This window comes from Paenarthrobacter sp. 10L420 (assembly GCF_056395385.1).
Map to the genome: position 1 here is coordinate 85,765 of NZ_JBFTJK010000015.1, position 21,798 is coordinate 107,562.

Sequence of the window (21,798 nt, forward strand, 5' to 3'; positions counted from 1 at the left end):
CATGGCAAAGCCCGAATTCGAGTTCACCCCCACCTCATCGGTGGACTTCGCACCATGCAACCCGCACATTGAGGGCCTGTCCGAGGCCATCCTTGCCCGGGATTCAGACAATGACAGTGTCACGCGCATTCTCAAGTTCGAGCCCGGCACGGACACCTCGCCCAACGGCGTCCTGACCCACGATTTCTGGGAAGAGGTCTTCATCTTCGAGGGCTCGTTCGTGGACCAGCGCCTGGGCAAGACCTTCCAAGCCGGCGACTGGGCAACCCGTCCGCCGGGCATGGAACACGGTCCATGGGTTTCCGAAACCGGAGCCAAAATGTTCGAGGTCCGGTACTACGCCGATCCAGTACAAGCCGAACGGAGCAACTGACATGAGCCTCGCACCGCTCTTCACTGTTCCCGATGCCATGGGAATGCGCCGCGCCATGGGCCGCTTCCTCACGGGTGTCGCCGTGGTCACCACCAAGCACGAGGATGAACTGTACGGGATGACCATCAGCTCGCTGACCTCCATCAGCCTGGAACCGCCCATCCTTATGATCTCGCTGAACTTCGGAACGCGGACGGGTGAGGCATTGATCGAGAGCGGCAAGTTCGCCGTGTCGATCCTTGGCGCCAAGCAGGAGTCGATGGCGCGGCGCTTTGCGGTGCGAGGCGGTGACCGTTTCGGCGACGGCGAATTCGACATGACCGAGAATGGACTTCCCGTCATCAAGGGAGCCCTCGCCCAGGCGGATTGCACCGTTGTGCAGCAGTACGACGTCGGAGATCACCAGGTCTTCTTCGGCCAGGTCACCACGTGCCGCGACCGGGACGGCGAGGTGCTCGCGTTCAAGGCAGGCCGCTTCGGTTCCTTCTCCGACTTCGGTCACGCGGAGATCCCTTGGAGGTTCTAACCCCCGCCTTTTAAAGCAACGCGGGGTCACCTACGGCCCATAAATCCCCTTGGGATGGGCCGTAGGTGACCCCGCGTTGCGTTTACTTGGAGGTGCCCTGCGAGACGGAACCCTGCAGCTGGCGCTGGAAGATGACGTACACGATCAGGACCGGAACCACCGTGACAGTGACTGCCGCGAAGAGTGCCCCGAAGTCCACGGCGTACCCCATCTGGCCAGCGAAAGCGGCCAGGCCCTGCGAGAGAACGCGCGGCCCGGCAGCGTTGATGGATACCGGGATGAGGAACTGGTTCCACAGGCCCAGGAAGTTGAAGATGGCAACCGAGGCTAGGCCCGGCTTGGCCATCGGCAGCATCACCTGGAAGAACGTGCGCCACTCCCCTGCGCCGTCCAGAGCTGCTGCTTCGGTGATTTCGTGCGGCAGCGACTTGAAGAAGGAGAACAGGAAGAACACTGTGAACGGCAGCGCGAACCCCACGTATACGATGATCAAGCCCGGCAGGGTGTTCAGCAGTCCGATGTTCTTCAGCACGAAGAACAGCGGGACCATCGCGAGGAAGATCGGGAACGTCAGGCCGGCCAGCATGAGGTAGTAGATAGCCCGGCTACCCGGGAATGTGTACCTCGCCAGGACATAGGCGCACATTGCACCGAGCACCATGACGATCACCAGTGCCGAACCCACCACAATCACCGAGTTCAGGAAGTAGCTCCCGATCCCGGCCTCACTCCAGGCCTTCACATAGTTGTCGAACCGCCACACGGAAGGCAAAGCGAACGGCGAGGCAAAGATCTCGCTGGACGTCTTGAAGGACGACATGAACGTCCACAACAACGGCAGGATCACGATGAGTGACCAAATGGTCAGTGCCGTGTGGGAAACAGCCCCCACCAGTTTGTCCCCGGGCGTAGTGGCGGGTTTGCGCGGCTGGAAATGCAGCGACTTCATTTCAGGGGTTGAGACTTTTGTTGTCATTAGATGCTCACGTCCTTGTCGCCACCAGTGAGCCGGTTAATCACGAACACCAGGCCGGAGAAGATCAGCGTGGCCACAGCCAGGACAACGCCCATGGCGCTGGCCAGGCCGAATTGGCCCTTGCTGAACGCTGTGAAGAACAACTGCTGTGCCATCACAAGCGTTGAGTTGTCCGGACCACCGCCGGAGTTCAGTGCCGCCATGTAAACGAACGCATCGAGCGCCAGGATACCCATGTAGATGTAAGCGGTCTGGATGTTGTCCCTGATGAGCGGGATGGTAATGGAGACGGCGGTACGGAGCCTTCCGGCGCCGTCGATCCTTGCGGCCTCGAACAGCTCAGCAGGAATGCCCTTGATACCGGCCACGAAAAGGACCATGTAGAAGCCAACGAAGCCCCACACAATCACGAACATGGTGGCGGTCATGGCCGTGTTCTTATCGCCCAGCCACGCGAAGCTCTTGAACTGGTCAAGGCCCAGGCTCGTGAGGATCCCGTTGAGCAAGCCCCCTGAAGGATCGTAGATCTGGCCCCACATGATGCCGATGGCGATGGCGGGGATCGTGTAAGGGAAGAACGACACAACGCGGTAGAAGCTGGAATTGCGCAGGCCCTTGATCTGGCCCTTGCTGCTCCCGCCAACGGTCACCATGGTGGCGAGCACCAGGCTCAGGATGATGGTGACGATGGGCAGCACGATGACCAGGAGAATGTTGTTCCCCATGGCCTTCATGAAGATGTCGTCCGAGAAGATCCTGGCGTAGTTCTCAAAGCCGATGAAGTTCTGTGTGGGCGAAAAACCCGACCAGTCCGTCAAGGAATACCCAAAGGCCTGGATGAACGGCCAGATCACGAACAAGAGATAGATCGCCAGCGGCAGGCCAAGGAACACCGCGAAGAAGCTGACTTTGTCCCACGTCAGCGGCTTGCGCCGGCGCCTCACCACAACCGGTGGGGCCATGGCCGGAACGACGGCGGCCAGGCCGTCGTCGTTCCGGCTCTGCTTGGTTTTCACTACGGTCACTTCACTTCAATCTTCTTGACCGAGCTGTCGTTGCGGACCTTGTCGGTGATGTTCTGCAGGGCCGAGGTCAGCGTCGCGACATCCGACTTGCCGTCGAGGAAGGTGTTCCAGACGACGAGCTGGTCCTTGTTGGTGCCGTAAAGGTCGATGAAGTTCCAGGTGTAGATGTTCTCGCCTGCATCGCTGAGCAGCTTTGTCTGCGAGACCAAGGCCGTGGAACCGAAGCCATCGGCCGGGACGGTGTCCTTGACGATGGTGGGAGCAAGCTTGGTCTTGGCGAAGTTGGTAGCAGCTTCCTTGGAGAGCATGACGCGGAGCAACTCCTTGCCGCCGGCAACGTTCTTGCCCTGGGAGGGAACCACGTAAGGCTCGCCCGCTGCACTGTGCAGCGACGCGTACGGCTTCTTGGGGCTGGCGCTCACTGAAGGCACCGGCGCGCCCGTCATTTTGAAGTCCGCCTTCGTCTGGTCCTTCATCTCGTTTTCGATCCACGAACCGGACGGGTAGAACACCGCTTCCTGGGCGTTGCTCCACTGGGCCTGGGCTGCGGTGAACTGCGTTCCGGAACCGCCGGGTTTGAAGTACCCCGCCTTGACGATCTTGTCCAAAGCTGTGAAGACGGACTGTATGGCCGGGTGCGACCAGCAGTCTGCCTTGAGGTTCTCCAAGGCCAGCCGAACGTCGTCGCCACCTTCCTTGATGGCGGAAGCGATCGCCATTTCCTGGTAATACGTTGCAGCTTCCTTGCCCCAGAGGAACAGGTACTTGCCCTTGGCCTTGGCCTGCTCGCCCAGCGCGTACATTTCGTCCCAGGTCTTGGGAACGGTCCAGCCATTTGCCTTGAGCAGGGAGTCCGAGTACCACATGGCGTAGACGGTGAGCACGTAGTTCAGGGCGGCGAGCTTGCCCTCGAATGTCCCGGGAGCGAGCACGCCCGTGTACAAGGTGTCCTTGATGACCTTGCCCTCGAGGTTCTTGGCCTCCACCACGCTGGTGAGGTCCTCGAGCTGGGCCAGAATGGTGCTGAAGCCAATGGCCTTCGCGCCGGAGTTGTCGATCAGATCCGGTGGGTTGCCACCGACGAAGCGCGGCTGGAGCTCCTGCGCGATATCCGTGGACGGAGCAATCTTGGCGGTGGAACCGGAGTGGGCCTTTTCGAAGGCCTTGCCTGCGAAATCGACGTAGTCGATGCCGTAGCCACCCTTGAAGATCACGGCATCAACGGTGGACTTGTCCGCCATGCCAAAGGGGTTGGTGTCGGAGACGGCGCCCGTGGGGCCGGCAGTGGTACCGCCACCGCCTGCTGCACAGGACGCAATGGTTCCCCCCATGGGGACGAGCACCGCAGCTGCGAGTGCCCCGCGGAGGAATCCGCGGCGGCCAAGGGACTGGTGCTGAACGTTCATTTTCGTAACCCTCCAGTGACTCGTAATGTCGACTGTTGCGGCAGGCGGCCGGAAAGTCGGACAGTCTGGGTTGGCCACTCTGCAGCGCCAACCTTCGTGTGACATACTTCACCACGAATGATCGAAAATCAATATTTCTCGGCACTTTCGATCAACATTTGTCAAAGCGTGATCTTTCTAAGGACCCTCCGCAAGGGCTTTTCCACAGTCGGTAATCGCTTCCCGTGCGAGCAGCTTTTGCCGCTCAGTTCCCAGTCGTTCCGCCCATTGTTCGGCCAACTGGAACTCCACCAAGGCCTCGGTTAAGCGCCCGTTACCGTGCAGAAACCACCCGAGACTTCCGTGCAAAGCAATCATCCATCGCTTGGTTCGCTCATGGCGGGCCGTGGAGGCATATTCGATGCCGCTGCGCATCCAGGATTCGGCGTGGGCGACGTCCGCGATGGAGAGCAAGTGCAGTGCGTCCACGGCCAGGAATTCCTCACCAAGGTGGTCAGCCAACTCCGCAGCCTGCTCGAGGAGCGGCACTGCCATCTCAGGGTGCCCTCCGGCGTTCAAAACCCGGCCGCGCTCCAGGAGCACGCGCACGCCAACGGTGGGTTCATCGCCGTCGATTCCGTCCAGGAGGGCATCGGCTTCCTCCAACCGGCCCTGCAAACCGATGGCCCGTCCAAGCTGGGTTGCCAGCTCGGCCCGCTCATCGGCGTCGTAGATTTCCTCCAGCATTGCTGCACGAAACCTGGCTTCGGACGCTGCCGGATCGCCAAAGTTCCATAAGTGGTCCAAAGTTCCCTGATCCAGCATCAACCCGCTCCTGACCAGCCATTAGCTGCGCCCGTTGGCTTGCACTATCAATGTAGCCCCATGTCAGCGGCGTGGGGAGAGGGTGCGGTGCCGTGTCAGAGCCGGGCGGGTCGGCTTCAGAGGCCAGTGCGGTTGACGAGCCGCGCCCAGCCGAGCTGTTCCTGCTGCTTCCGGCTTAGCGAAGCCACCACCAGATCATAGGAGTCCTCCACCATGTCCCGGATCATGTCATCGGGAAGGGCTCCATCCAGACGGACGCCGTTCCAATGTGTCTTGTTCATGTGCCAGGCACCAGTGATCTCTGGATGCGCTGCTCGGAGTTGCTCGGCCAGGGCGGGCTCGCACTTCAGGCTCACGGACCAGTTGTCAGGATCCATGGCGGAAAGCGCGAACAACTTGGCCTCGTGCCGTGCTCCACCCGCGACGGCGGCACGCACCTTGAACACCGACGTTTCAGGTCCGAACGGGAAGTCTTCAAAGGCCCCGGGAAAGCCCAGGCAGATCTGGCGGAGCTGGGAAACATCCATGGAGGTGAGCTTACCCGGCCCTCTATTTCGACGCCGCGTTCGTCCCCGTTTCGATGCCCCGCTGCGCACTCGATGGTAGGAGTCGTCTAACGCGCAGCGACTCGTCTAAATGGGGCCACGGCAGGCCTACGCTACCCCCAAGAAGTCCTCCAGCAGCACGACTTCCAGGCCCGCGGCCAACTGTGCAGCACGGAAGGCAGCGAGGTCCGCGGCGAACTCTGCGCGGAAATGCATCAGCACGATGTCACCGGGACGCAGTGAGTTACCAACCTGATAGTCCATCTTCCCGGCGTTCGCCTTGGCCTCCCACGTGATGATCGCCTTCATCCCAGCAGCGGCAACCGCCTGGCGCATGACGTTGGAGTAGGCTCCGCCGGGTGGCCGGAACAGCGTGGGGCGCCGGCCGTAATGCTGAAACGCGTACTCCTGCATGCCCATGATGTCGTTCAGCTGCTGCTGGTATCCCCACTGCTGCACCATATTGATGTTGTGCGTGACTGTGTGATTCTCCACGAGGCTGCCCTGCGCTTGGAAGGCGTTAAAGAAGGCGGGGTTGTCCGCAATGGTGTTCTTGGTCAGGAACAGGGTAGCCGGATAGTCGTAGTCAGTCATGAGCTTGACCGATTCCGGGGTTTTGATGTTGCCATCGTCGATCGTCAGGAACACCACCGGGTGCTTGGTCTGGATCTTGGTGATCACTGGGGCCAGGCCGCCAACGATCGGCGGCAGCTGGTAGTCCGGGATGAACGTACGCCGTATCCGTTTCGATGCGGTGGGCGTGGGCGTTGGTGTTGAAGTGTACGACGGCGGCACCTCACCCCCGGCCGACAGCCCACCGTTCGGGCCCGGCACCTCCGGTGACGCAGCGGCGGAACCAGGCGGCAGCTCCGACGTCGTGCTTTTAGGCGCTGTGCTTTCAGGTGCAGCACAGGCACTCAAACCGGCAACGAGCGAAGCTCCAAATACGCCTAAGACGGCCCGCCGGGCTGGCGTGGAAGCTGGCATGGCAATGGGCACCGCTGAATGGTCGCCACACATGGCCGTCCCCTATGGCTAAAAGAATGAGTCAGCTGCAGATTAGCAAAGGAATCGACCTGGTGATTACAGGCCGTAATGCCAGCCTTCGCGCGCCGGGCAGGAATTGACCACGACGTCCAAACCTGCATCCCTGGCCCGCTGGACGGCGTCGTCGTCAAAGACGCCCAGCTGCAGCCACACAGCCTTGGCGCCGATGGCGATTGCCTGATCAATAACAGCGCCCACTCGTTGGGAGTTAACGAAGCAGTCGACCACGTCGATGGGGTGTTTCTCCGCAGGAATATCCATCAGGGACTTGTATCCCTTTTCGCCATGGACGTCCTCGCCCTTGAGGTTTATGGGGATAATCTCCATACCCATGCGGTCGCGAACGTACAGGGAGACGTCGTATGCGGAGCGCCACTCATTGTTGCTGAGGCCAACGATTGCCCAGCATCCTTTTGTTCGCATCAATCGTTCCACCACGGCCGGATCGTTGACATGCATCATGAAGCAAGCTTAGTGTCCCGCGCCCCTCAACCATTGCTTCAGCTTGTCCATGAAGGACTGGAAAGGTTCGTGAGCCGGCTTCTCGTTCAGCAGTGGGAGTGCTTGGCTTGGCTTATTTCCGTTGGCGGGGGCGGGTTTGGCCGTTGTAGTCGGTTCTGCGGTTGGTTTAACAACGTCGGGGAGCGTTGGCTCAAGTCCGGACTGTCCAAGTTTTGCCTCAAGCTTTGCCTCCTTAGGCTCGGCAGGCTTCGCCTGGTCGGTACGGGGAGGCTCGCCGACCGCGCCTGAAGCCGGGACGTTTCCGACGTCGGCCGCCTCAGGCTCTGACTGGTGCGCCGGTGCCTTGACATGCGGCATGGCAGTGCCAGAAGCCTCATCGTCTTGCCCGCCCTGCGCCGCAGGGGATTCGGTAACCAGCGGTACTGCTGCGGGATCCACTGAGGGCGCTGGTTCGGTGCTGACCTTCGGAGCATCGGGCGTGGGCAGCGCGGGCGCTGCGGATGAAGGTTGCGGAGCGAAATTTCCCAGCAGTTCATCGACGAACGTGGGCGTACGGGTGAAACCGGAACTGGCAGCGGCCACACCAGTGACGCCGAGTCCCATGGCCGCAACCACGGCAACGCTCACCACAGCCGTACGGTGCTTGTGTCGCCAACGACGCTTGCTGAGTTCATCGTGAGGTCCAGCGAACATCGCGGCCAGCGCCTCGCTCGGAGCAGGTGCCGGGCGGTCCGCGAAGGAACGCAGGGAGAGCAGTGCCTGCCGAAGGCCGGGCGCGTCAGTGGGCCCGGCGTCGAGCAGGAGCTCGTCGACGATATCTTCGCGTTCCATATCCCTGTATGTCATGAGGACACGTATTCCTTTACTGCCGAATGCTCACGGAGCGTCATCAAAGCCCTGCGCTGCAGTTGCTTTACTGCGCCGGCGGATTTCCCCATGATGTCGGCTGCCTGCTCCACGGTCAGGCCTGCCACGATCCGGAGTGCCAGGACCTCCCGTTGATCGTCCCTGAGGTAGTCCAGGAGCTTCATGACCTCGTGGGGAGCCAGCAGGCCCATTGCCTCTGATTCTGCAGAACCTGATTCGCGGGGATCGCGCTCGGGCTCGAACTCGTGGTGTTCCGGGGCCCTGCTTTGTTTCCGGTGCTCATCTACCATGCGGGCGTGGGCCACGGAAAAAACAAAGGTCCGTAGTCCGCCTGCTCCTCCCTGGATGTCATCCAATCGGGGCAGGACAGCAAGGAACACGTCCTGTGTAATGGCCTCGGGATCTGATACGCCTTTAGCCGTCAGGTAGCCGAGAACCGGTCCAGCGTATGCCTGGTAGACGGCGCTGAACAGTTCCGCGTTATTGCCCTTGAGTGCATGAAGCGCTTCGTCGGTCAATGCGTCGGTCACAGTTAAGAGACTTTCGATCGGCGGCAGGTCCGGGCTTGGAGCCAGGTCGTCCGCCTTTGCTCGACGGGCAACCCACCAAGGGTATCTGCTCAACCGGGCGGCCCCAAGGAAGGCCCATCATGTCCCTCAAAATCTCTTCAGGAAAGAGAAGAACCGAGCTGGAACATGATGGGGGACAAATTCCAGCTCGGCCCTTTCAAAGACGTAATCGTCGGGGTACGCCAAAGGGTTACGCCGGTTACGAACTTTTTTGAAAGTTTTTTCGGGAGCCGGTTTCAGGGTGATCCGAGGCGTTACTGTCATCTTCCGAAGCTATCCAAGGGCTACGTCAACACGTACGACTGGACCCAGAACGCGTGTGCGCGCGATGCGGGTACCGTCACCCTCGGCGATCTGCGCTCTATCGGGCAGCATGAGAGAGACGCAGTGATGAGTGCCGACGTTGTCCCAATCCTGCTTCCAGGCGGGAAGGGCACACATGTTGAGCTTGGCATCGCGATTGCTCAAGGCAGAAGGACAATCCTGCATTCGCAGGACGAAGTCATCAACAACGTTGATGACTACCAGCACGTTCTACCACCTACCGGAGTTGGAGAAGTGCCACGGAAGTCTAGACGACCTTTTAGCTATGATCGTCGGCCAAGAAGTGACCGGTGCCGCTGTCTGACTCGACTCGTATCGCAGTGAGGGATCCTTTTACGGGCTGCCCCAAAGGGCTAGCTCGCCTCCGGGCATGGACACGATCCTTAGTCCGTCTGGCCCCGTGAGGTTCCACGATTCGTACGCCGACTCGGGATCCGGCACCACAGTCAGCCGGCAGCCATCCTGCATGACGACTTCAAGACGTCCGTCGTCGAACGCTCTTCCCTCAGCAACAATCTTGGAGCGTGAGAGCGGAAGAACGGGGGCGAGCTGGTCGAAATCGCCGCCGGGTTCGACTACATGTGTAGTGCCATCGGGGTGCTCGAGAACGAAGCTCTCTTCGATGGTGATTCTGAAGTGTTCGAGAACCAGAGTTACTTGGAAATCCAAGACGAGTTGCAGGATGAGTTGGGCGCTCACATCGAGAAGCCAGTAACCCTCGAATCTCTGAGCTCCGCTCAGGGATGCCGGAACATCTACCACGGCCCACCTTCCTCCTGCGTTCAACCCTAGACGTGCCCCAATGGCCATTGCCCGCAGAACGGACCTCTAGCCATACATCTGCCGGTCGCCGCTCAACTGGGTCACGCCAGCACACTGCCGCCGCTGGGGATTACGATTCCGTTCAGAACCGTGCCATTAGGGGATCCTTTACCGAACGGCGTCTTGTTATTGCTTCCCCTCAGTCTCGGGGCCGAAGTCAGTCATCTTACATGTCGAAGATTGTCACGGAGTAGGCATCGACTGCTTGGGATTCGGTCGAAGTTAGATTTCGTTGCCCATCAGGTTCCGCGCGAAGGCACGAAGCTCCGCGGTAGTTTGCTCGCGGCGCTGGGGCATTTCGTCCCAGAGGTCCAGGAGGTATACGAGCTCATTCAGCTCCGCCGGCTGCCTCAGTGGGAACCAGCCGACCCGGTTCATGAGCCTCGACCCGGCGAGGATGTCGATCCGTCCTTCGACAGTCTCCTGAGCCCAGTACTTGAGGAGAAACCTCGCCGCTTCCTCTTCGCCTTCGTGCCGGACGCTGAGTTCATCGCGGACTGCATTCCACATATCTGCCGAGTCGGCCCGGTCACCTGTCGGGAGGCCTGCCAGTTCACGAAGTGAAGGGGTGTCATAGCCCAGGACGAGAAGTTCAGTGGCGAATTCAGGCAGCTCGTGGGGCGGAATCAGCCCCGTCTGCTCGCAAAGGAAGATTGCTCGCGCCCTTTCGTTACTATTCACGAGGGAAATATATCCCGGCGGGCCGCACCTTGTTCCGTGTCCCGGTGAGCCATCCCCATACGGGCGCTTGAACGCCCGTACCGGCTTACGGGCGGCCGTAGACACGAGTGTGACCTTATGGGGAGTTCCGTCAGAACTTTCCGGTAGATTCTGCATTGCGGCTTATCGTGCCGCCCAAGCAGAGGTAGACATGGGAATTTTTCGGCGCAAGGTCACTCCGGCCCCAGTACATCCGATTAGCGCTTTCTGGGAATGGTGGACCGCTGAGGGAAAAGACCGCATCGGCACCGCAGTGCAGACCGGAGAGTGGGACGACCTTCCCAGCGTCATGACCCAGCAACTCGCCAAGGTGCATCCTGACTTGGCGTGGGACACCGGTCGCGGTCATCGCTCGGACCATCTTCTGGTCGTCAGTGCTGAGGGTGATGCTGCGTTACGCAGAGTCGCAGAACAATGGCTGCGCGCAGCCCCTTCCGCTGACGAGGTTTGGGACTTCGCCTCGGCCCGTCAGCCGGTGCCCGGCGTTATCGAGAACGTCCTCGACGTCGACGGCACTAAGTTCCCACTCCGGGACATCCGGTTCGGCCTCAGCGTGGATGACCAGCGTGAAAGTATCGACGTCGAGGTTTACCACCCTCTGTTCGGTCAAATGCCCGGGAATGAACCTCTTCGGGTCTCCTTCTTGTTTCTTGACTGGCTTCTGGGCGAAGACGGCGTCGAACGGTGGGTGGGAGCTATCAACACAACCACCAGCGCCGATGTAGCCACAGCTTCAGCAACTGATCTCATCGAAGCCATCAACAGGATGACTACTCATACGCAACCGGACCAGTGGGCCTTTCTCCAAGGCACGACACCGGCTGGCGAGCGGATGGTTGTCCTGGCCCGTAGGCCGCTACGGTGGATCGATTACCCGGTCTTCGATCTCCATACTGAGGTGAGCCTCGCGTATGCAGACCAACGGGACGATGGTTTGCCAACCGAAACCGCTTTGAACCGTCTCCGCCAAATCGAGGACAACATCACTGCGGCACTCGGGCCGCGAGGGATCCTAGTGGCCCATGAAACAGCGGCTGGAACCAGAGTGCTCCACTATTACACTGATTCCGACGACCAGAACGGACATGCGTCTATCGAAGCAGCTGCCCGCTTAGTTGACGCTGCCACTACACAAGTACCCGATCCTGGATGGACGGATCTGCGCCAATTCTCATAGGAGCCAGGGTGCTCCGTCCGACAGACCCAGCCCTGCACTTCCTTTGCCGCAGAGCGCTCGCAAAGTACAGGTTTTCGGCGGGGTCTCCAGATTCCCACTGGGTCAAAGCCAACTCCATAATCCGGTGGACCTGCGTCCGTAAGCCGATCCTCTACCGGGCGCTGCGCTTTCAGGTTCCCTCTGCGGTGAGTGTTCGGGCTTTTCCGTTGAGGGAAAGGATTGTGCCGGCGATGAGTACTGGTGCAGCGGCTGCGAGGAATCCCCATTGCAGTGAACCGGCGAGGACCAGGCCGAGCAAGGCTATGGATACGGGTTCCAGAATGACTCTGGGCAGTTCAAGGACGGAGCTTACCCGCCCTAGTAGGTGGCTTGGGGTGCGGGTCTGAATGAACGTTGGGAGGGCCACATCTGTGCTGTAGGCGACGCCTACCCCGACCAGGGCAAGGATGATGGCTGCTACCCATGGTTCAGTGATCTGACCTAGGAGGGCAAAGGCGATGCCTTCCACGAGTGTCATGGAGATAATGAGTAGCCCCCAACGCCGGGGCAGGCCGGTCACGGCCGCCGCCACGGTTCCGAGCAGCTGCCCCGCGCCCCAACCGGAGACGAGGATGCTAAGGGCCATCGGTGAGCCACCAAGGGAGGTGGCCAACAGCGGCAGCCCGATGGCGAAGAGCCCGCTGTAGCTCAGCGTGGCAGCACTGATAACCAGAAGGACGATGCGGGTCTCGTGGGACCGTGCCGCGTGCTGAAGACCCAGGCCAATCTCGCGGATGACTTCAGTGGCGTTGCCTGATCCACTCCCGATGGGTCCACGGGGGATGTTCAGTGATGTGAAGGCTGCAACCGTTAGCGTTAGGGCGTTGACGGCAATGGCCAGTCCGGCGCCGCCCAAGCCGGTTAGGACGCCCCCAGCCATGGGGCCGGCGATGAAAGCAGCCTGTGCGACGGCTCCTTGAACTGCGTTTCCTTGCGGTAGGTCCTTTCCAGGGAGCAGGCGTGGGAGCACAGCTTCACTGGCAGGGGCAAAGAACGCCGAAGCAGTTCCCGTGATAGCGGCCAGGACGTACAGTTGCCACAGTTGCACCGTGCCGGTGAAGCTAAGGGTCGACACTAATGCCATCGCACCGGCACGCACCAGGTGACACACGAGCATGACGCGGCCCGGCGAGAACCGGTCCGTCAGCGCACCACCCAGTAGTAGCAGCGCTCCTCGGGGTATCGCTTGTGCCAGCAGCACACCAGCAAGGGCAACAATCGACCCGGTTTCACTAATCACCAGCCAAGCCAGTGCAATGGAGAACGCAGCTTCGCCTGCCATGGCCAAGCCCTCACCGAACAGTACACGACGGAACTTTGGGTACTGGTTCAAAAGGGTAAGAGGGCTGCGCACGTCACTCCTGTCGGTCGAAGGCCGGGGTCACAAGAGCCACTAGCCCCGGCCCTGGGTCCCCAGCCCATTCACGGTTGCAACCCGTCACATAACCCGACGATTGCTGTCCGCAGCGCTGCCAAGCTACCACGAGCTGAAGAGAACCGCCCGAATGTCCCACTCAGGGCAGAGGCACCTGTTGGCCGTAAGTCGATCCTTCAACGCAACGCTCCTGAAATCAGAAGATCGGAGTGTCAGGCCCGCGCTCTGAATCCCAGAAAGGCACAAGGCGCTCTTTCCAGTTGGCCATCAGGGCGTCCATCCCGTGACGACGCTTATATAGCAGTTCGGATTCGTGCAGTGGCATAGCTTGGAGGAAGTGGACGTACGACCCATCGGATAGTTGGACAGTTGGAATTATCGCTTCCTGTTCACGGATCAGGAACGCCATCATTTCTGTGCCAGGCCAGAGTGGACCGTCCGACGGGACGGTGTGTCCGTCCGCTACTGTGACTCGGTTCCGTCCGCCGTAGAGCGCCAAAGCCGCGAATGAGCGAGCCACTGCGTCCTGCCCCGGCCGCAAACCCAACAGGAATTCTGCGCGATGCTCTACTGTGCCTGGATCGCCCACAGGTCCACTTGCAGCTCCGACAGTCGCATATATATCGACACCTTCTCCCGTGACCGCAGCACCCCATTTCCATACTTGGATGGAGAATCCTTCGCCTTCGAAATTGGCCTTCCTCGTAGGATCGCCCCATCGGGAGAGCAGGTACTCTTCGACTGAATCATGCATTATTTATGGACCTCCACATGATCACCATATGTCCCTTGGCCTTGGGCTCTGGCCTTCGATACAACTCCGCCGAGCGCTACTCTCAATGGCTAAGCAGCCAGGCATACGAGTCCGCCATTGCTTAGCCGTTGCCGTAATCCACGACCCAGGGCCGCGTCCGTAAGACGGTAGCTCTCCTAACGCTTCAAAGTGCCCGTTCAGGGATCGGTTTACGGGCGGGTGATTCATGAAGTTGGCTGTAGTTCACCACAAGGCGCACTTGGTTCGGACTTCGTTGCCGGCCCGGCTTAGTCACCTACGGGATTATCAGCGGGAAGTTGACGCCGTGGCGTCCGGCGTCCTCACGTAGTGGAGAATGTCGATTATGGGCGTTCTTTTTGACTACTTCTCTGCTGCCTCCGATGAGGAAGCAGCCTCGGTGATCGATCGTGTTGGCGGTCCCGGATCCCAAGCGACGATCGCTCCGCCGGCCGAGCCCCGGCGAGGCATCTTCGGCCGTAAACGCCAACCGGCGGCACCGGCGACCGTGACTTTCCAGGAGGCGGCAGTTTTTGACACGGTGTCCGGCAACGGTATTGATCCCGTCGTGCAGCTGGGAACACTAGAAGAGCTGCTCACCGGACGGTCCTTTGACGATGTCATGGATGATCCACGGAGCGGGCAAGCCCTCGCGGATCGGGATGGTGGGGAGCGTCTTGTGCTGACCCTAACGGAGCCCCTTTCCACAGCGTTGGCCACCGCTTCCGACGAAGCCCTTGAGCAGGTGGCGATCCCATGGTCGGAGACTGAGGAGTTCTGGAACGCAGCTGATCCGGCGCTTCTTGGCGGTTTCCTAAAGGATTTGGCCGGTCTGGCCCGACGATCCAAAGCTTCCGGGCAAGGGCTCTACTGCTGGGTGTGCGTGTAGGCAGCGCGGACTCGCATTTTTCTCCGGGCAGTAACGGAAACTACAGACAACTCCCGTTCGTGTTGGCCAGGAAAGCTTGGCGACCGGTAAAGGATCCACTTGCGTACACGGTTATCAGAGCGCGAGCGGAATCCAACCGTCACCCCTAGTGTGGGTTGATAGAGGCGACTTAGCGGGATTGAAGGGCTCGGATGCAGAAGGAATTCAGGGGAGGGCTTGCTCTCCCGGGAAAGTTCCGGGCCGGTACCCCGTGGATCCTTCTCGTCCCGACAAAGGAGCGGCTGGAGTTCCGGGCACGCGGCATGGATTGGGCAGGTTTTTCGGCCCATGGAGGCTGGAACGGATTGAGGTCAGGCTCGTATACCGGACGATGAGGGGCCTCGATACATCTCACGGTTTAGGCTTCCTCCGCACGGACGGAACCTGGTGGACATTCTGGACTTACCATCCCAATCCAGGTACTTGATTTCCTTGAGGAGCTTGGCTACCCATTGATCCCAAAACGCGTCACGGGCAAGGTCGATTTGTTGCCCGTTAAGTCACCGACACTGGACCCATAAGGGGATCGGCTTACGGGCGGGTGCTAGGGGTAGGGGCCTTGAGGGGCGACGCATGCAGGCCCGCGGTTTGGCCAGTTTCGCGGCCGGCTCAACGGTGGCGGGGGTGGTGCAGCGGGGGTTAGAGGACAATGTTTTGATACCTTGGGTTCGCCGCGACGTTGCTGGCCCCAGAGTGGACCAGGGGCGGGAGCTGGCCAGCCTCGGTTGCCACCGGCGTTCGTCGGCGATAGCGCTTGGTGCTGCCCCTTTCCGACGTATCCTGTTCCACCCCGTAGTGGGCGCGTCCGAAAGACGAGTACAGGCAAGTGTTGCCCGCGGGTGCGGCTGCATGCGAGCGTAAATGCACCAAAACAAGGCCACATTTTAGATTGGGGGCAGCTCGTGGAGGAGCAGCACAGCGGGCAGCAAATGAGCGACTACACCCCGGGGCCGAAGGCCCCTTGGCAGCCTCCGTTGCCGCCCTACCCGCCCGCACCCATAGATGAGGCCCCGGCCATGCCGCGGACCCAGCGCAAGCCACGACGGACCCTTGCGATAGTGCTGGCATTTCTCGCGCTGGTCGCCCTGGGAACGGCTGCTGGGACGACCGTTGGTTACAACAACGGGTACGGCACCGCCTCCTCCGAGGCGTCGGCCAGGCCGATTCCGACCGTAACGGCGACCGAGACCGTCACCCAGACCAAGACGGTGGCCCAGACTCCCTACCCATGTACTCAGGCCCTCCAGTATGCCGACCAAATCATGGACTTGGCTATCCAGACCATCAACGCGCTCTCCGATACCAGCAAGGCGCTGAGCACCGGGGACACTGCAGGCATTGTGACCGCCACTGCCCGCATGCAGTCTCTCCAGACTAAGCTCAACGGGCTGGAGGGGCTCCAAACCAGCTATCTGTTAGCCAAGGCCCAGTGCCACTGACGATCCCTTATCGGGGGCATAGGGGGCGCCGGTATTAGAGACTTCTGCGCACCCAGGTAGTAACTTTTGGTGAAACCACTCAGCCAACTCGGGGGATGATGCAGGCCTATGAAGCCTTATCGCATAAATGTCGGCATCGAGTACCGGACAATCCGCGCCACGACGCCGCTCGTCGAACTAACCGCAACGGAGGAGGATCTCAACTTTCGCTTTCGGTTCGGTCTTGGGCGCATCTTCGGGCCATGGCCCTTCCGCAGGGAACAGGTAATCGAGGTCTTCACTACTCGTGGATTGTTCTCTAAGCGGATCCACATCCGCGGCGGCGGCTTTGAACTCTTCGTCTTTGCGGTTCCTCCCGAACCACTGCTTCTAACTCTCGAGGAACTCGGCTACCCCGTGGACTGGATCTTGCGACGATGACCGGGGCGAAGTCTGCATGGGGTCGGCTGCCCGCAAGGGCATCCCTCGTCGGGCGTCCGGCATCGCCCAGGACCACCTACGGGCGTGGCACGATGAGAGCTGGAGACTGCTTGGGCGAATATGGAGCTGCGACTTGGTAAACACGGGATCTCGTAGTGGTTTGATCACTGGCAGAACTGCTTTTCAAGTGACACGGTGGCGCCACCGCGCCACGGCCGTCTTAGTAGTTGTTAGTTTGTCGATTGCTTATCCAAGCGCTGCTGGTGTCCCCCAGTCTTTGTTTACTGATCTGCTGATAGGTCTGGTGCTCGTCTCAGGATTTGTCTTGGTCGTTCTTATCAACTGGGCGGGATTCAGGGAGGATGCTGAGAAAAGGGCTGGCTACACAACCATCCGCCTTGGCAACAAGAAACTAATGCAACGAGATCCTTATACGGGCCGCATCATCCGACTAGCCCACGCGGACTATCTCGAGCGCCGGCACTTCGCCGAGATCTTGGAACGAACTAAAGCCGAAGCGGAGAAGCAGCAGGCACCTTAGAACAACGTCCGTAAGGCGGTGGTCCACCGGGAGCCTCACTGGCCCGAATGGGGATCCCTCATCGGACGGCCAGTTCGAAAGGACTCTCGTGTTGCCAGATGGCTCGGTGCAGCTCGCGGGCTCAGCATGGAGCCCTGGGCTCACTCAGACCTGGTCCAGCGTTATTTCCAGGGACTTGGGCTGCTCGTTTGTACCAAGCGCCCATTCCCATCCGGGTAGCAGGGCAGCGTTCCTGAAGAAGTCTTCGAGAGCAAAGTCGAAGGACCACAGGCTGCCGCTGCCCATTGCAAGGGTCTCAGGCGTCGGATCCCAGTAGAACGTGCATGACAGCTGCCACGTCAGAGCATCGTCGTCGCCGGCTTCAATGAACTGACGTGTGAGATCCACGTTGAATTCTTGGATGCCCCGCGCCCCATAAGTCCCGAACTGGGCAAGAACGCCATCGCCATCTTCGTCCATCGGGGCGCAGTCGTTGGCCGGCATAGCCGCGAAACGCTCGAAGACGTTCATCACGGCACCGGGATTCCGAGCCCCGATGCGTTCGTCGGCCCCTATCACCGCAAGCATCTGCTCCAATTGGGCCTTGGACTCTCGAATCAGCATGCCCTGATTATCCAGCAGGAAACCGTCATGGCTGGAAACGGCACCCAGCACCACGTCACCCGACACAGCCGCCACGAATCGCTGAAAGTCACAGTTGAGGCTCAATCCGATCCTGTGTCCCGGTGAAGGATCCCTCACCGGACATCGCTCACTCGTCCTTCTCAGCCTCCGCATGACTCTTAAGTGAGGGGGTCGGCCCGCCCGTCTGCTCCGGCACGTCGCTTCGGGCTTGACCGTTCTGAACGAAAGTAATCCTAATTTGGCTCCCCCGCTCAAGGACCTGCCCGGCGGACGGATCTTGGGAGGTCACCCAGAACAGCCCTGGCCACGTACGCGAACGGAGCCCCGGCCCGTCAGGGTCCCCGGCGGCGAGACCAAACCCAATGTTCGCCGCCATCTCTTGGGCAATGTGCACAGGCTGCCCAACCAGATCGGGAACAGCTTCTGACGTTCATCCATCTCTGCAACTCCTTTGAGCCTGACCAGCTAGAACGGTGAAACCAACCTTCTTCCGTCACCAAAATACCGCCGGTTGGTCAGCCGGGCCTGGCCAACCCGATTTCTTGGTTCCAAAAGCACGCTTTAGTTAGGCCAGCTGGGTGCCCTTTGGAGGATCCCGAACCGGACGCGTGTCTGCAATTGCTCTCGGCTTAACGGAGCCCCTGCTGAAGCGTCATTCACCGATTTCGATCCCGCTTATCCGCGTGCCAGGAGCGAGATTCATCGTAGCGAGACGGAGCTCACCCATCACTGACCAGTAGACTTCCATGTCGCTGACCTCAAGGTTGTGGACGTAGTCTTCGCCGCCTAGAAAAAGAGGTACTTTGTAGCCGACGCACTGATCGAAAGCCAAGTCTGCAGGGTTCTCAGACTTCCATTCATTGAAGAAGCTCACGCAGAGGCTTGGTTCCGGATCCCGTACTAACTCGTCGTCGTGATAGGTCGAGAACTTCCTTGGGATCTCTAGCGCCTCACCCGTTCCCGGTTCCAGGAGAAGGATCTCGGGATCAACGTCACCACTTCGCAGGTCAAGGACAAACTGACGGCCCAACCAATCGAACCCGAAAGGAATTAGTGGAAAGCCGAACTCGGGATAGGCCTCGGCCACCATTGTCGACGCTTTGCGAAATGTTCCGTTGAATGCACCCGGTACAGGCCGCCATTGAAGGTGCAGCCGCCATAGCGGCTGAATAAGTAGGCGACGTTGTTCCCCACGCTCTCAGGAGATCCGGGGATTCCATGGGTGACGTCGAACCTCTTACCGAAGATCTCAAGCATGGCAACATCATGCCTCACAAATTCCGTGAACGGTCCTGCCCCGGGCCCATTAGGACAACGTCCCTAAGGCGATCCCCTTCCGTGCGGGCTGAAGTCTGCTCTATAACTTATTGAAAACAGGTCTGTTGCAGTGGAGTAGCGAATGACTGGGGCGCCGCTCGAACCTTCGTCTCTAAGCTCGACATCTCGACGAAGCGTTGTTCCGAGCTTTCGCATCAAATGGGCTAGGCCGTCCATTGCGGCTTGGTTGACGAGCTGCCTTAAGTCGACGTCGAAAAATACGCCATGCGGTCCAGGGAAGAAGTTGACGTGTACTCCGTCGACGGGCCAAACGGCGAAGGTCTCAAATTCGGCAAGACCGTGTCTATCGGGCGGGAGCGGCAAATCGCCATCACTGGTTGTCAGTTTCCAGCCGTTGTGGTGCAGCATCGCAAACAGCGCATCCCAGTCGTGTTCTGCGCTCCCGGCCACCTCGCCATCAGGAAGCACGCCGGGGTCCTCCCCGAAAGCCTCATGGAAGCGCGCCCAATCAAGATCCGATGTCATGGGCATAATCATGGCGCAGATTATTTACGGGCAGTTAGTCTCTGCATTGAGACGCTCAATAGCCGCGCGCGAATAGCCAGCGGCTAGGGGCGCCGGCTAGGTGGACTCAAGCAGAAGATTCACGGCAGCGAGTTCCTCAGATGTGAACGCATCCTTGTTCTCAGGAAGTAAGTCGGCGGGTGTGCGTCCCGTACGGTCTCGAGCGGCCCAATTGGCGCCGCCGTGGCAGAGAGCTTCAATGGCTGAGACATTCCCGCGGACGATCGCTTCGTGTAGCGGTGTGGCCCCGTCGTCAGCAGCGGCGTTCACGTCCGCACCGGCCGCGAGAAGAACCTCGACCGCCATAACACCAGCCCCGACGGCATAGTGCAAAGCCGTGCGTCCGGTGTTGTCGCGCCTCCCTACGTCAGCGCCCGCCGACAGGAGAAGCTGCGTCACAAGGAGTCTGGAATCGTCATAGAACGGCTCAAGCTCGTCGACTGACTCCATCAAGGGCGTGATGTCGGCTGCGGTGTCGGATCCGTAATGGTCAACAGGGGCGCCGGCGTCCAGTAGTTCGCGGACAAGGGCGACGTTGTCGCTCCATACAGCGAATCCCAAGGTGCATGGGGTGCTCGGCTTAGGGGGCATGTTCTAAGCATCCACCAAGAGTCACGGCTCGTTCGGAGGTGCGCCCCCAATCCGGCAAATAGATCTTGTTCAGATCGTCGGGGAGTTCCGGAAAGGATCCTCCACTGGGCATTCCGCGTCTGTGGCTTCAAAACTCAAACGTAATATGGTGGTCGTCACAGTCTGTCGCACACCCACAACTAGCCGCCCCACGAAGTCCAGAAAATCAACAGGCCCAACCCCAGGATCGATATGACGCCAAAGACGACGGCAAAGGTGAGACCGCGACGTTTACGACGGAAGTTTTGATCAATGCGGTAGTTGTTTATGTCTCTGCCGCCGTCGCGGTACTTCGGCAAGCCGGTCATTCATCGCACCACGTTGTGACTTGGAGATCCGAGATTAGGTGCGAAATGTCAGTAGCTGTCATGACTGGATCCTAAGGTGCTTTGACCGGCTTCCTGGTCCTTGGGCCAACTCCGTAATCCGGTGGACCTGCGTCCGTAAGCCGATCCCTGACCGGACACTTGGAGCGTCCGCTGGACTGCGGCAAACGGGCGTTGGTTCGCGGAAGACGGAGAGGCGAGCCTTCACGCCATCAGCGGTTAAACGCTGGGAATAAGGTCGATGCGTAGCTCGTCTGGCGAACTACCACGAACAGCGGCATCGGACGCGACCGTCACAACGAGCTCGTTCCAACCGCGGTGAGCCGGAGTTTCGACGTCACTGTCGGCGTCACCGACTGTGATTCTGCCATTGGCTGACTTTAGCCTTCCACGGAATACTTCGCTTCTGTCCACGCTGGGGAGGTCCGCTTCGGTTAGAAGCCGGACTACCACTTCAGTTTCAGCCCAGTCGAATTCGTCCTCAAATGAGTCGATGTCCTGGGCATGACGGACCAACGCAATAATGCCGTGTTCATTGGACGAGACAGCCTTGTCAGCTTCCACTTCCGGAATTTTGCCGCCAGACTCAGCATCGGCGACGATGACGATTCCCCAGTGAAATGGCCGTCGGATGGACGTGGTCAAGAGTGGCTGCATAGCCAGAATGCTACCGCCAGAATTCCTGAGTCCGTCGATGATTGCAGCTAGCGGTGACAAGTTGGGCGCGGCCGTGTCTCTAAAGGTACGGGTGCCCCGCTGGAGGATCCTTCACCGGACGGCGAACCGGAACGGAGCTTGAGCCCCGTCATCAGCTTTCCTCAGGGATTCAACAACGTCTCGTCGAACCAGACATCTTCGTAGCCGGGTGCTAAGAGGAATCGCCACCCCGGAGGCAAAGCGAGATAGGGAAGGACTTCTGGACACCAGGTCGTCAGATGCTCGACGTGCAAGGGAACGAAGAAGTCGGGCGCGGTTCCGAGCTCTTCGCCGCGCCAAATGAACCAGCCACTGGTGCCAGTTGCGGCGGGATGCCTTAGACCATTGAGGGGAAGAAGATGCGACGACCGTACGTTTTCGGAAACTCCTACTTTCATTCCTTTCAAGGGTGGTGCCGGAACAGCCCCGAACCTGGTGGTCATCTGCATTTGGGCGGAAAGGATCGAATCGTGCATACAAGGAATCTTCGCCTATAAATGCAAACTACCTGCCCCTAAGCCGA

The 21,798-nt window shown here is 59.9% G+C and carries 30 protein-coding genes; 8 read left to right on the forward strand and 22 right to left on the reverse strand.

The window, feature by feature from the left end:
• The first annotated feature begins 1 nt into the window (after nt 1).
• Both AC1DD5_RS18990 and AC1DD5_RS18995 read left to right on the forward strand, forming a co-directional pair.
• Complete coding sequence (locus AC1DD5_RS18990) at nt 2-373, forward strand: cupin domain-containing protein (RefSeq protein ID WP_477522416.1); 372 nt, start codon at nt 2-4, stop codon at nt 371-373.
• Between the two features lies 1 nt (nt 374).
• The gene (locus AC1DD5_RS18995) at nt 375-899 is read left to right on the forward strand and encodes a flavin reductase family protein (protein ID WP_442004196.1); all 525 of its coding nucleotides are present in this window, start codon (nt 375-377) and stop codon (nt 897-899) included.
• 82 nt (nt 900-981) lie between these two features.
• Here AC1DD5_RS18995 and AC1DD5_RS19000 read toward each other — a convergent pair whose 3' ends face one another.
• From AC1DD5_RS19000 to AC1DD5_RS19025, 6 genes are all read right to left on the reverse strand, one after another.
• On the reverse strand, nt 982-1,875 hold the full coding sequence (locus AC1DD5_RS19000; RefSeq protein WP_442018634.1) for a carbohydrate ABC transporter permease: 894 nt from the start codon (nt 1,873-1,875) through the stop codon (nt 982-984).
• A complete protein-coding gene (locus AC1DD5_RS19005) occupies nt 1,875-2,900 on the reverse strand; it encodes a carbohydrate ABC transporter permease (RefSeq protein WP_442004194.1) in 1,026 nt (341 codons plus the stop codon). Before AC1DD5_RS19005 ends, AC1DD5_RS19000 begins: the two co-directional genes overlap by 1 nt.
• Nucleotides 2,897-4,306 (reverse strand): N-acetylglucosamine/diacetylchitobiose ABC transporter substrate-binding protein, encoded by a 1,410-nt coding sequence (ngcE, locus tag AC1DD5_RS19010; RefSeq protein ID WP_442004193.1) that lies wholly within the window; start codon nt 4,304-4,306, stop codon nt 2,897-2,899. Before ngcE ends, AC1DD5_RS19005 begins: the two co-directional genes overlap by 4 nt.
• Nucleotides 4,307-4,483: 177 nt before the next feature.
• Complete coding sequence (locus AC1DD5_RS19015; RefSeq protein WP_442018631.1) at nt 4,484-5,110, reverse strand: tetratricopeptide repeat protein; 627 nt, start codon at nt 5,108-5,110, stop codon at nt 4,484-4,486.
• A 116-nt stretch (nt 5,111-5,226) separates the two neighbouring features.
• A complete protein-coding gene (locus AC1DD5_RS19020; protein ID WP_477522417.1) occupies nt 5,227-5,637 on the reverse strand; it encodes an MmcQ/YjbR family DNA-binding protein in 411 nt (136 codons plus the stop codon).
• A gap of 126 nt (nt 5,638-5,763) precedes the next feature.
• Nucleotides 5,764-6,336 (reverse strand): polysaccharide deacetylase family protein, encoded by a 573-nt coding sequence (locus AC1DD5_RS19025; RefSeq protein WP_477522418.1) that lies wholly within the window; start codon nt 6,334-6,336, stop codon nt 5,764-5,766.
• 43 nt (nt 6,337-6,379) lie between these two features.
• On the opposite strand from AC1DD5_RS19025, the gene AC1DD5_RS19030 reads away from it, so the two are divergent.
• Complete coding sequence (locus AC1DD5_RS19030) at nt 6,380-6,694, forward strand: hypothetical protein (protein ID WP_477522419.1); 315 nt, start codon at nt 6,380-6,382, stop codon at nt 6,692-6,694.
• A 44-nt stretch (nt 6,695-6,738) separates the two neighbouring features.
• Here the strand turns inward: AC1DD5_RS19030 and AC1DD5_RS19035 are convergent, their stop codons facing one another.
• From AC1DD5_RS19035 to AC1DD5_RS19060, 6 genes are all read right to left on the reverse strand, one after another.
• Nucleotides 6,739-7,164, reverse strand: coding sequence for a CoA-binding protein (locus AC1DD5_RS19035; protein WP_477519329.1), 426 nt, complete (start codon nt 7,162-7,164; stop codon nt 6,739-6,741).
• 9 nt (nt 7,165-7,173) lie between these two features.
• On the reverse strand, nt 7,174-8,010 hold the full coding sequence (locus AC1DD5_RS19040) for a hypothetical protein (protein WP_477522420.1): 837 nt from the start codon (nt 8,008-8,010) through the stop codon (nt 7,174-7,176).
• The gene (locus AC1DD5_RS19045; protein WP_477522421.1) at nt 8,007-8,561 is read right to left on the reverse strand and encodes an RNA polymerase sigma factor; all 555 of its coding nucleotides are present in this window, start codon (nt 8,559-8,561) and stop codon (nt 8,007-8,009) included. The genes AC1DD5_RS19040 and AC1DD5_RS19045 overlap by 4 nt, the downstream gene beginning before the upstream one ends.
• 312 nt (nt 8,562-8,873) lie before the next feature.
• Nucleotides 8,874-9,131, reverse strand: coding sequence for a hypothetical protein (locus AC1DD5_RS19050; protein ID WP_477522422.1), 258 nt, complete (start codon nt 9,129-9,131; stop codon nt 8,874-8,876).
• 126 nt (nt 9,132-9,257) lie between these two features.
• Nucleotides 9,258-9,686, reverse strand: a complete 429-nt coding sequence (locus AC1DD5_RS19055; protein WP_477519325.1) for a DUF6188 family protein — start codon at nt 9,684-9,686, stop codon at nt 9,258-9,260.
• A gap of 282 nt (nt 9,687-9,968) precedes the next feature.
• Entirely contained in the window at nt 9,969-10,427 is a 459-nt protein-coding gene (locus AC1DD5_RS19060) for a hypothetical protein (RefSeq protein ID WP_477522423.1), read from the reverse strand.
• Nucleotides 10,428-10,617: 190 nt separating this feature from the next.
• Between AC1DD5_RS19060 and AC1DD5_RS19065 the strand changes: the two genes are divergently transcribed.
• Nucleotides 10,618-11,643: a DUF695 domain-containing protein gene (locus tag AC1DD5_RS19065; protein ID WP_477522424.1), complete on the forward strand. Its 1,026-nt coding sequence runs from the start codon at nt 10,618-10,620 to the stop codon at nt 11,641-11,643.
• Between the two features lie 169 nt (nt 11,644-11,812).
• Here AC1DD5_RS19065 and AC1DD5_RS19070 read toward each other — a convergent pair whose 3' ends face one another.
• The gene (locus AC1DD5_RS19070; protein WP_477522425.1) at nt 11,813-13,036 is read right to left on the reverse strand and encodes an MFS transporter; all 1,224 of its coding nucleotides are present in this window, start codon (nt 13,034-13,036) and stop codon (nt 11,813-11,815) included.
• Between the two features lie 217 nt (nt 13,037-13,253).
• A complete protein-coding gene (locus AC1DD5_RS19075) occupies nt 13,254-13,811 on the reverse strand; it encodes a suppressor of fused domain protein (RefSeq protein ID WP_477522426.1) in 558 nt (185 codons plus the stop codon).
• A gap of 364 nt (nt 13,812-14,175) precedes the next feature.
• Between AC1DD5_RS19075 and AC1DD5_RS19080 the strand changes: the two genes are divergently transcribed.
• The 4 genes from AC1DD5_RS19080 (at nt 14,176) to AC1DD5_RS19095 (ending at nt 17,157) form a co-directional block, all read left to right on the forward strand.
• Complete coding sequence (locus tag AC1DD5_RS19080) at nt 14,176-14,718, forward strand: hypothetical protein (protein WP_477522427.1); 543 nt, start codon at nt 14,176-14,178, stop codon at nt 14,716-14,718.
• Nucleotides 14,719-15,659: 941 nt separating this feature from the next.
• On the forward strand, nt 15,660-16,196 hold the full coding sequence (locus AC1DD5_RS19085) for a hypothetical protein (RefSeq protein WP_477522428.1): 537 nt from the start codon (nt 15,660-15,662) through the stop codon (nt 16,194-16,196).
• A 108-nt stretch (nt 16,197-16,304) separates the two neighbouring features.
• Nucleotides 16,305-16,616 carry a hypothetical protein gene (locus AC1DD5_RS19090; RefSeq protein WP_442004432.1) on the forward strand — a complete coding sequence of 104 codons (312 nt, stop codon included), beginning with the start codon at nt 16,305-16,307 and terminating at the stop codon, nt 16,614-16,616.
• A gap of 235 nt (nt 16,617-16,851) precedes the next feature.
• Complete coding sequence (locus tag AC1DD5_RS19095) at nt 16,852-17,157, forward strand: hypothetical protein (RefSeq protein WP_477522429.1); 306 nt, start codon at nt 16,852-16,854, stop codon at nt 17,155-17,157.
• A 144-nt stretch (nt 17,158-17,301) separates the two neighbouring features.
• Here the strand turns inward: AC1DD5_RS19095 and AC1DD5_RS19100 are convergent, their stop codons facing one another.
• The 8 genes from AC1DD5_RS19100 to AC1DD5_RS19135 all read right to left on the reverse strand — a co-directional run bounded on the left by AC1DD5_RS19100 (nt 17,302) and on the right by AC1DD5_RS19135 (nt 21,751).
• On the reverse strand, nt 17,302-17,865 hold the full coding sequence (locus tag AC1DD5_RS19100) for a hypothetical protein (RefSeq protein WP_477522430.1): 564 nt from the start codon (nt 17,863-17,865) through the stop codon (nt 17,302-17,304).
• A 43-nt stretch (nt 17,866-17,908) separates the two neighbouring features.
• Nucleotides 17,909-18,157: a hypothetical protein gene (locus tag AC1DD5_RS19105; RefSeq protein ID WP_477522487.1), complete on the reverse strand. Its 249-nt coding sequence runs from the start codon at nt 18,155-18,157 to the stop codon at nt 17,909-17,911.
• A 276-nt stretch (nt 18,158-18,433) separates the two neighbouring features.
• Nucleotides 18,434-18,871 (reverse strand): T6SS immunity protein Tdi1 domain-containing protein, encoded by a 438-nt coding sequence (locus tag AC1DD5_RS19110; RefSeq protein WP_477522431.1) that lies wholly within the window; start codon nt 18,869-18,871, stop codon nt 18,434-18,436.
• A gap of 230 nt (nt 18,872-19,101) precedes the next feature.
• Entirely contained in the window at nt 19,102-19,584 is a 483-nt protein-coding gene (locus AC1DD5_RS19115) for a hypothetical protein (RefSeq protein WP_477522432.1), read from the reverse strand.
• A gap of 96 nt (nt 19,585-19,680) precedes the next feature.
• Nucleotides 19,681-20,214, reverse strand: a complete 534-nt coding sequence (locus tag AC1DD5_RS19120; RefSeq protein WP_477522433.1) for an ankyrin repeat domain-containing protein — start codon at nt 20,212-20,214, stop codon at nt 19,681-19,683.
• Nucleotides 20,215-20,393: 179 nt separating this feature from the next.
• On the reverse strand, nt 20,394-20,561 hold the full coding sequence (locus AC1DD5_RS19125; RefSeq protein WP_477519311.1) for a hypothetical protein: 168 nt from the start codon (nt 20,559-20,561) through the stop codon (nt 20,394-20,396).
• A gap of 237 nt (nt 20,562-20,798) precedes the next feature.
• A complete protein-coding gene (locus AC1DD5_RS19130; RefSeq protein ID WP_477522434.1) occupies nt 20,799-21,236 on the reverse strand; it encodes a hypothetical protein in 438 nt (145 codons plus the stop codon).
• Nucleotides 21,237-21,397: 161 nt separating this feature from the next.
• Nucleotides 21,398-21,751, reverse strand: a complete 354-nt coding sequence (locus AC1DD5_RS19135) for an immunity protein Imm33 domain-containing protein (RefSeq protein ID WP_477522435.1) — start codon at nt 21,749-21,751, stop codon at nt 21,398-21,400.
• Between the last annotated feature and the right edge of the window lie 47 nt (nt 21,752-21,798).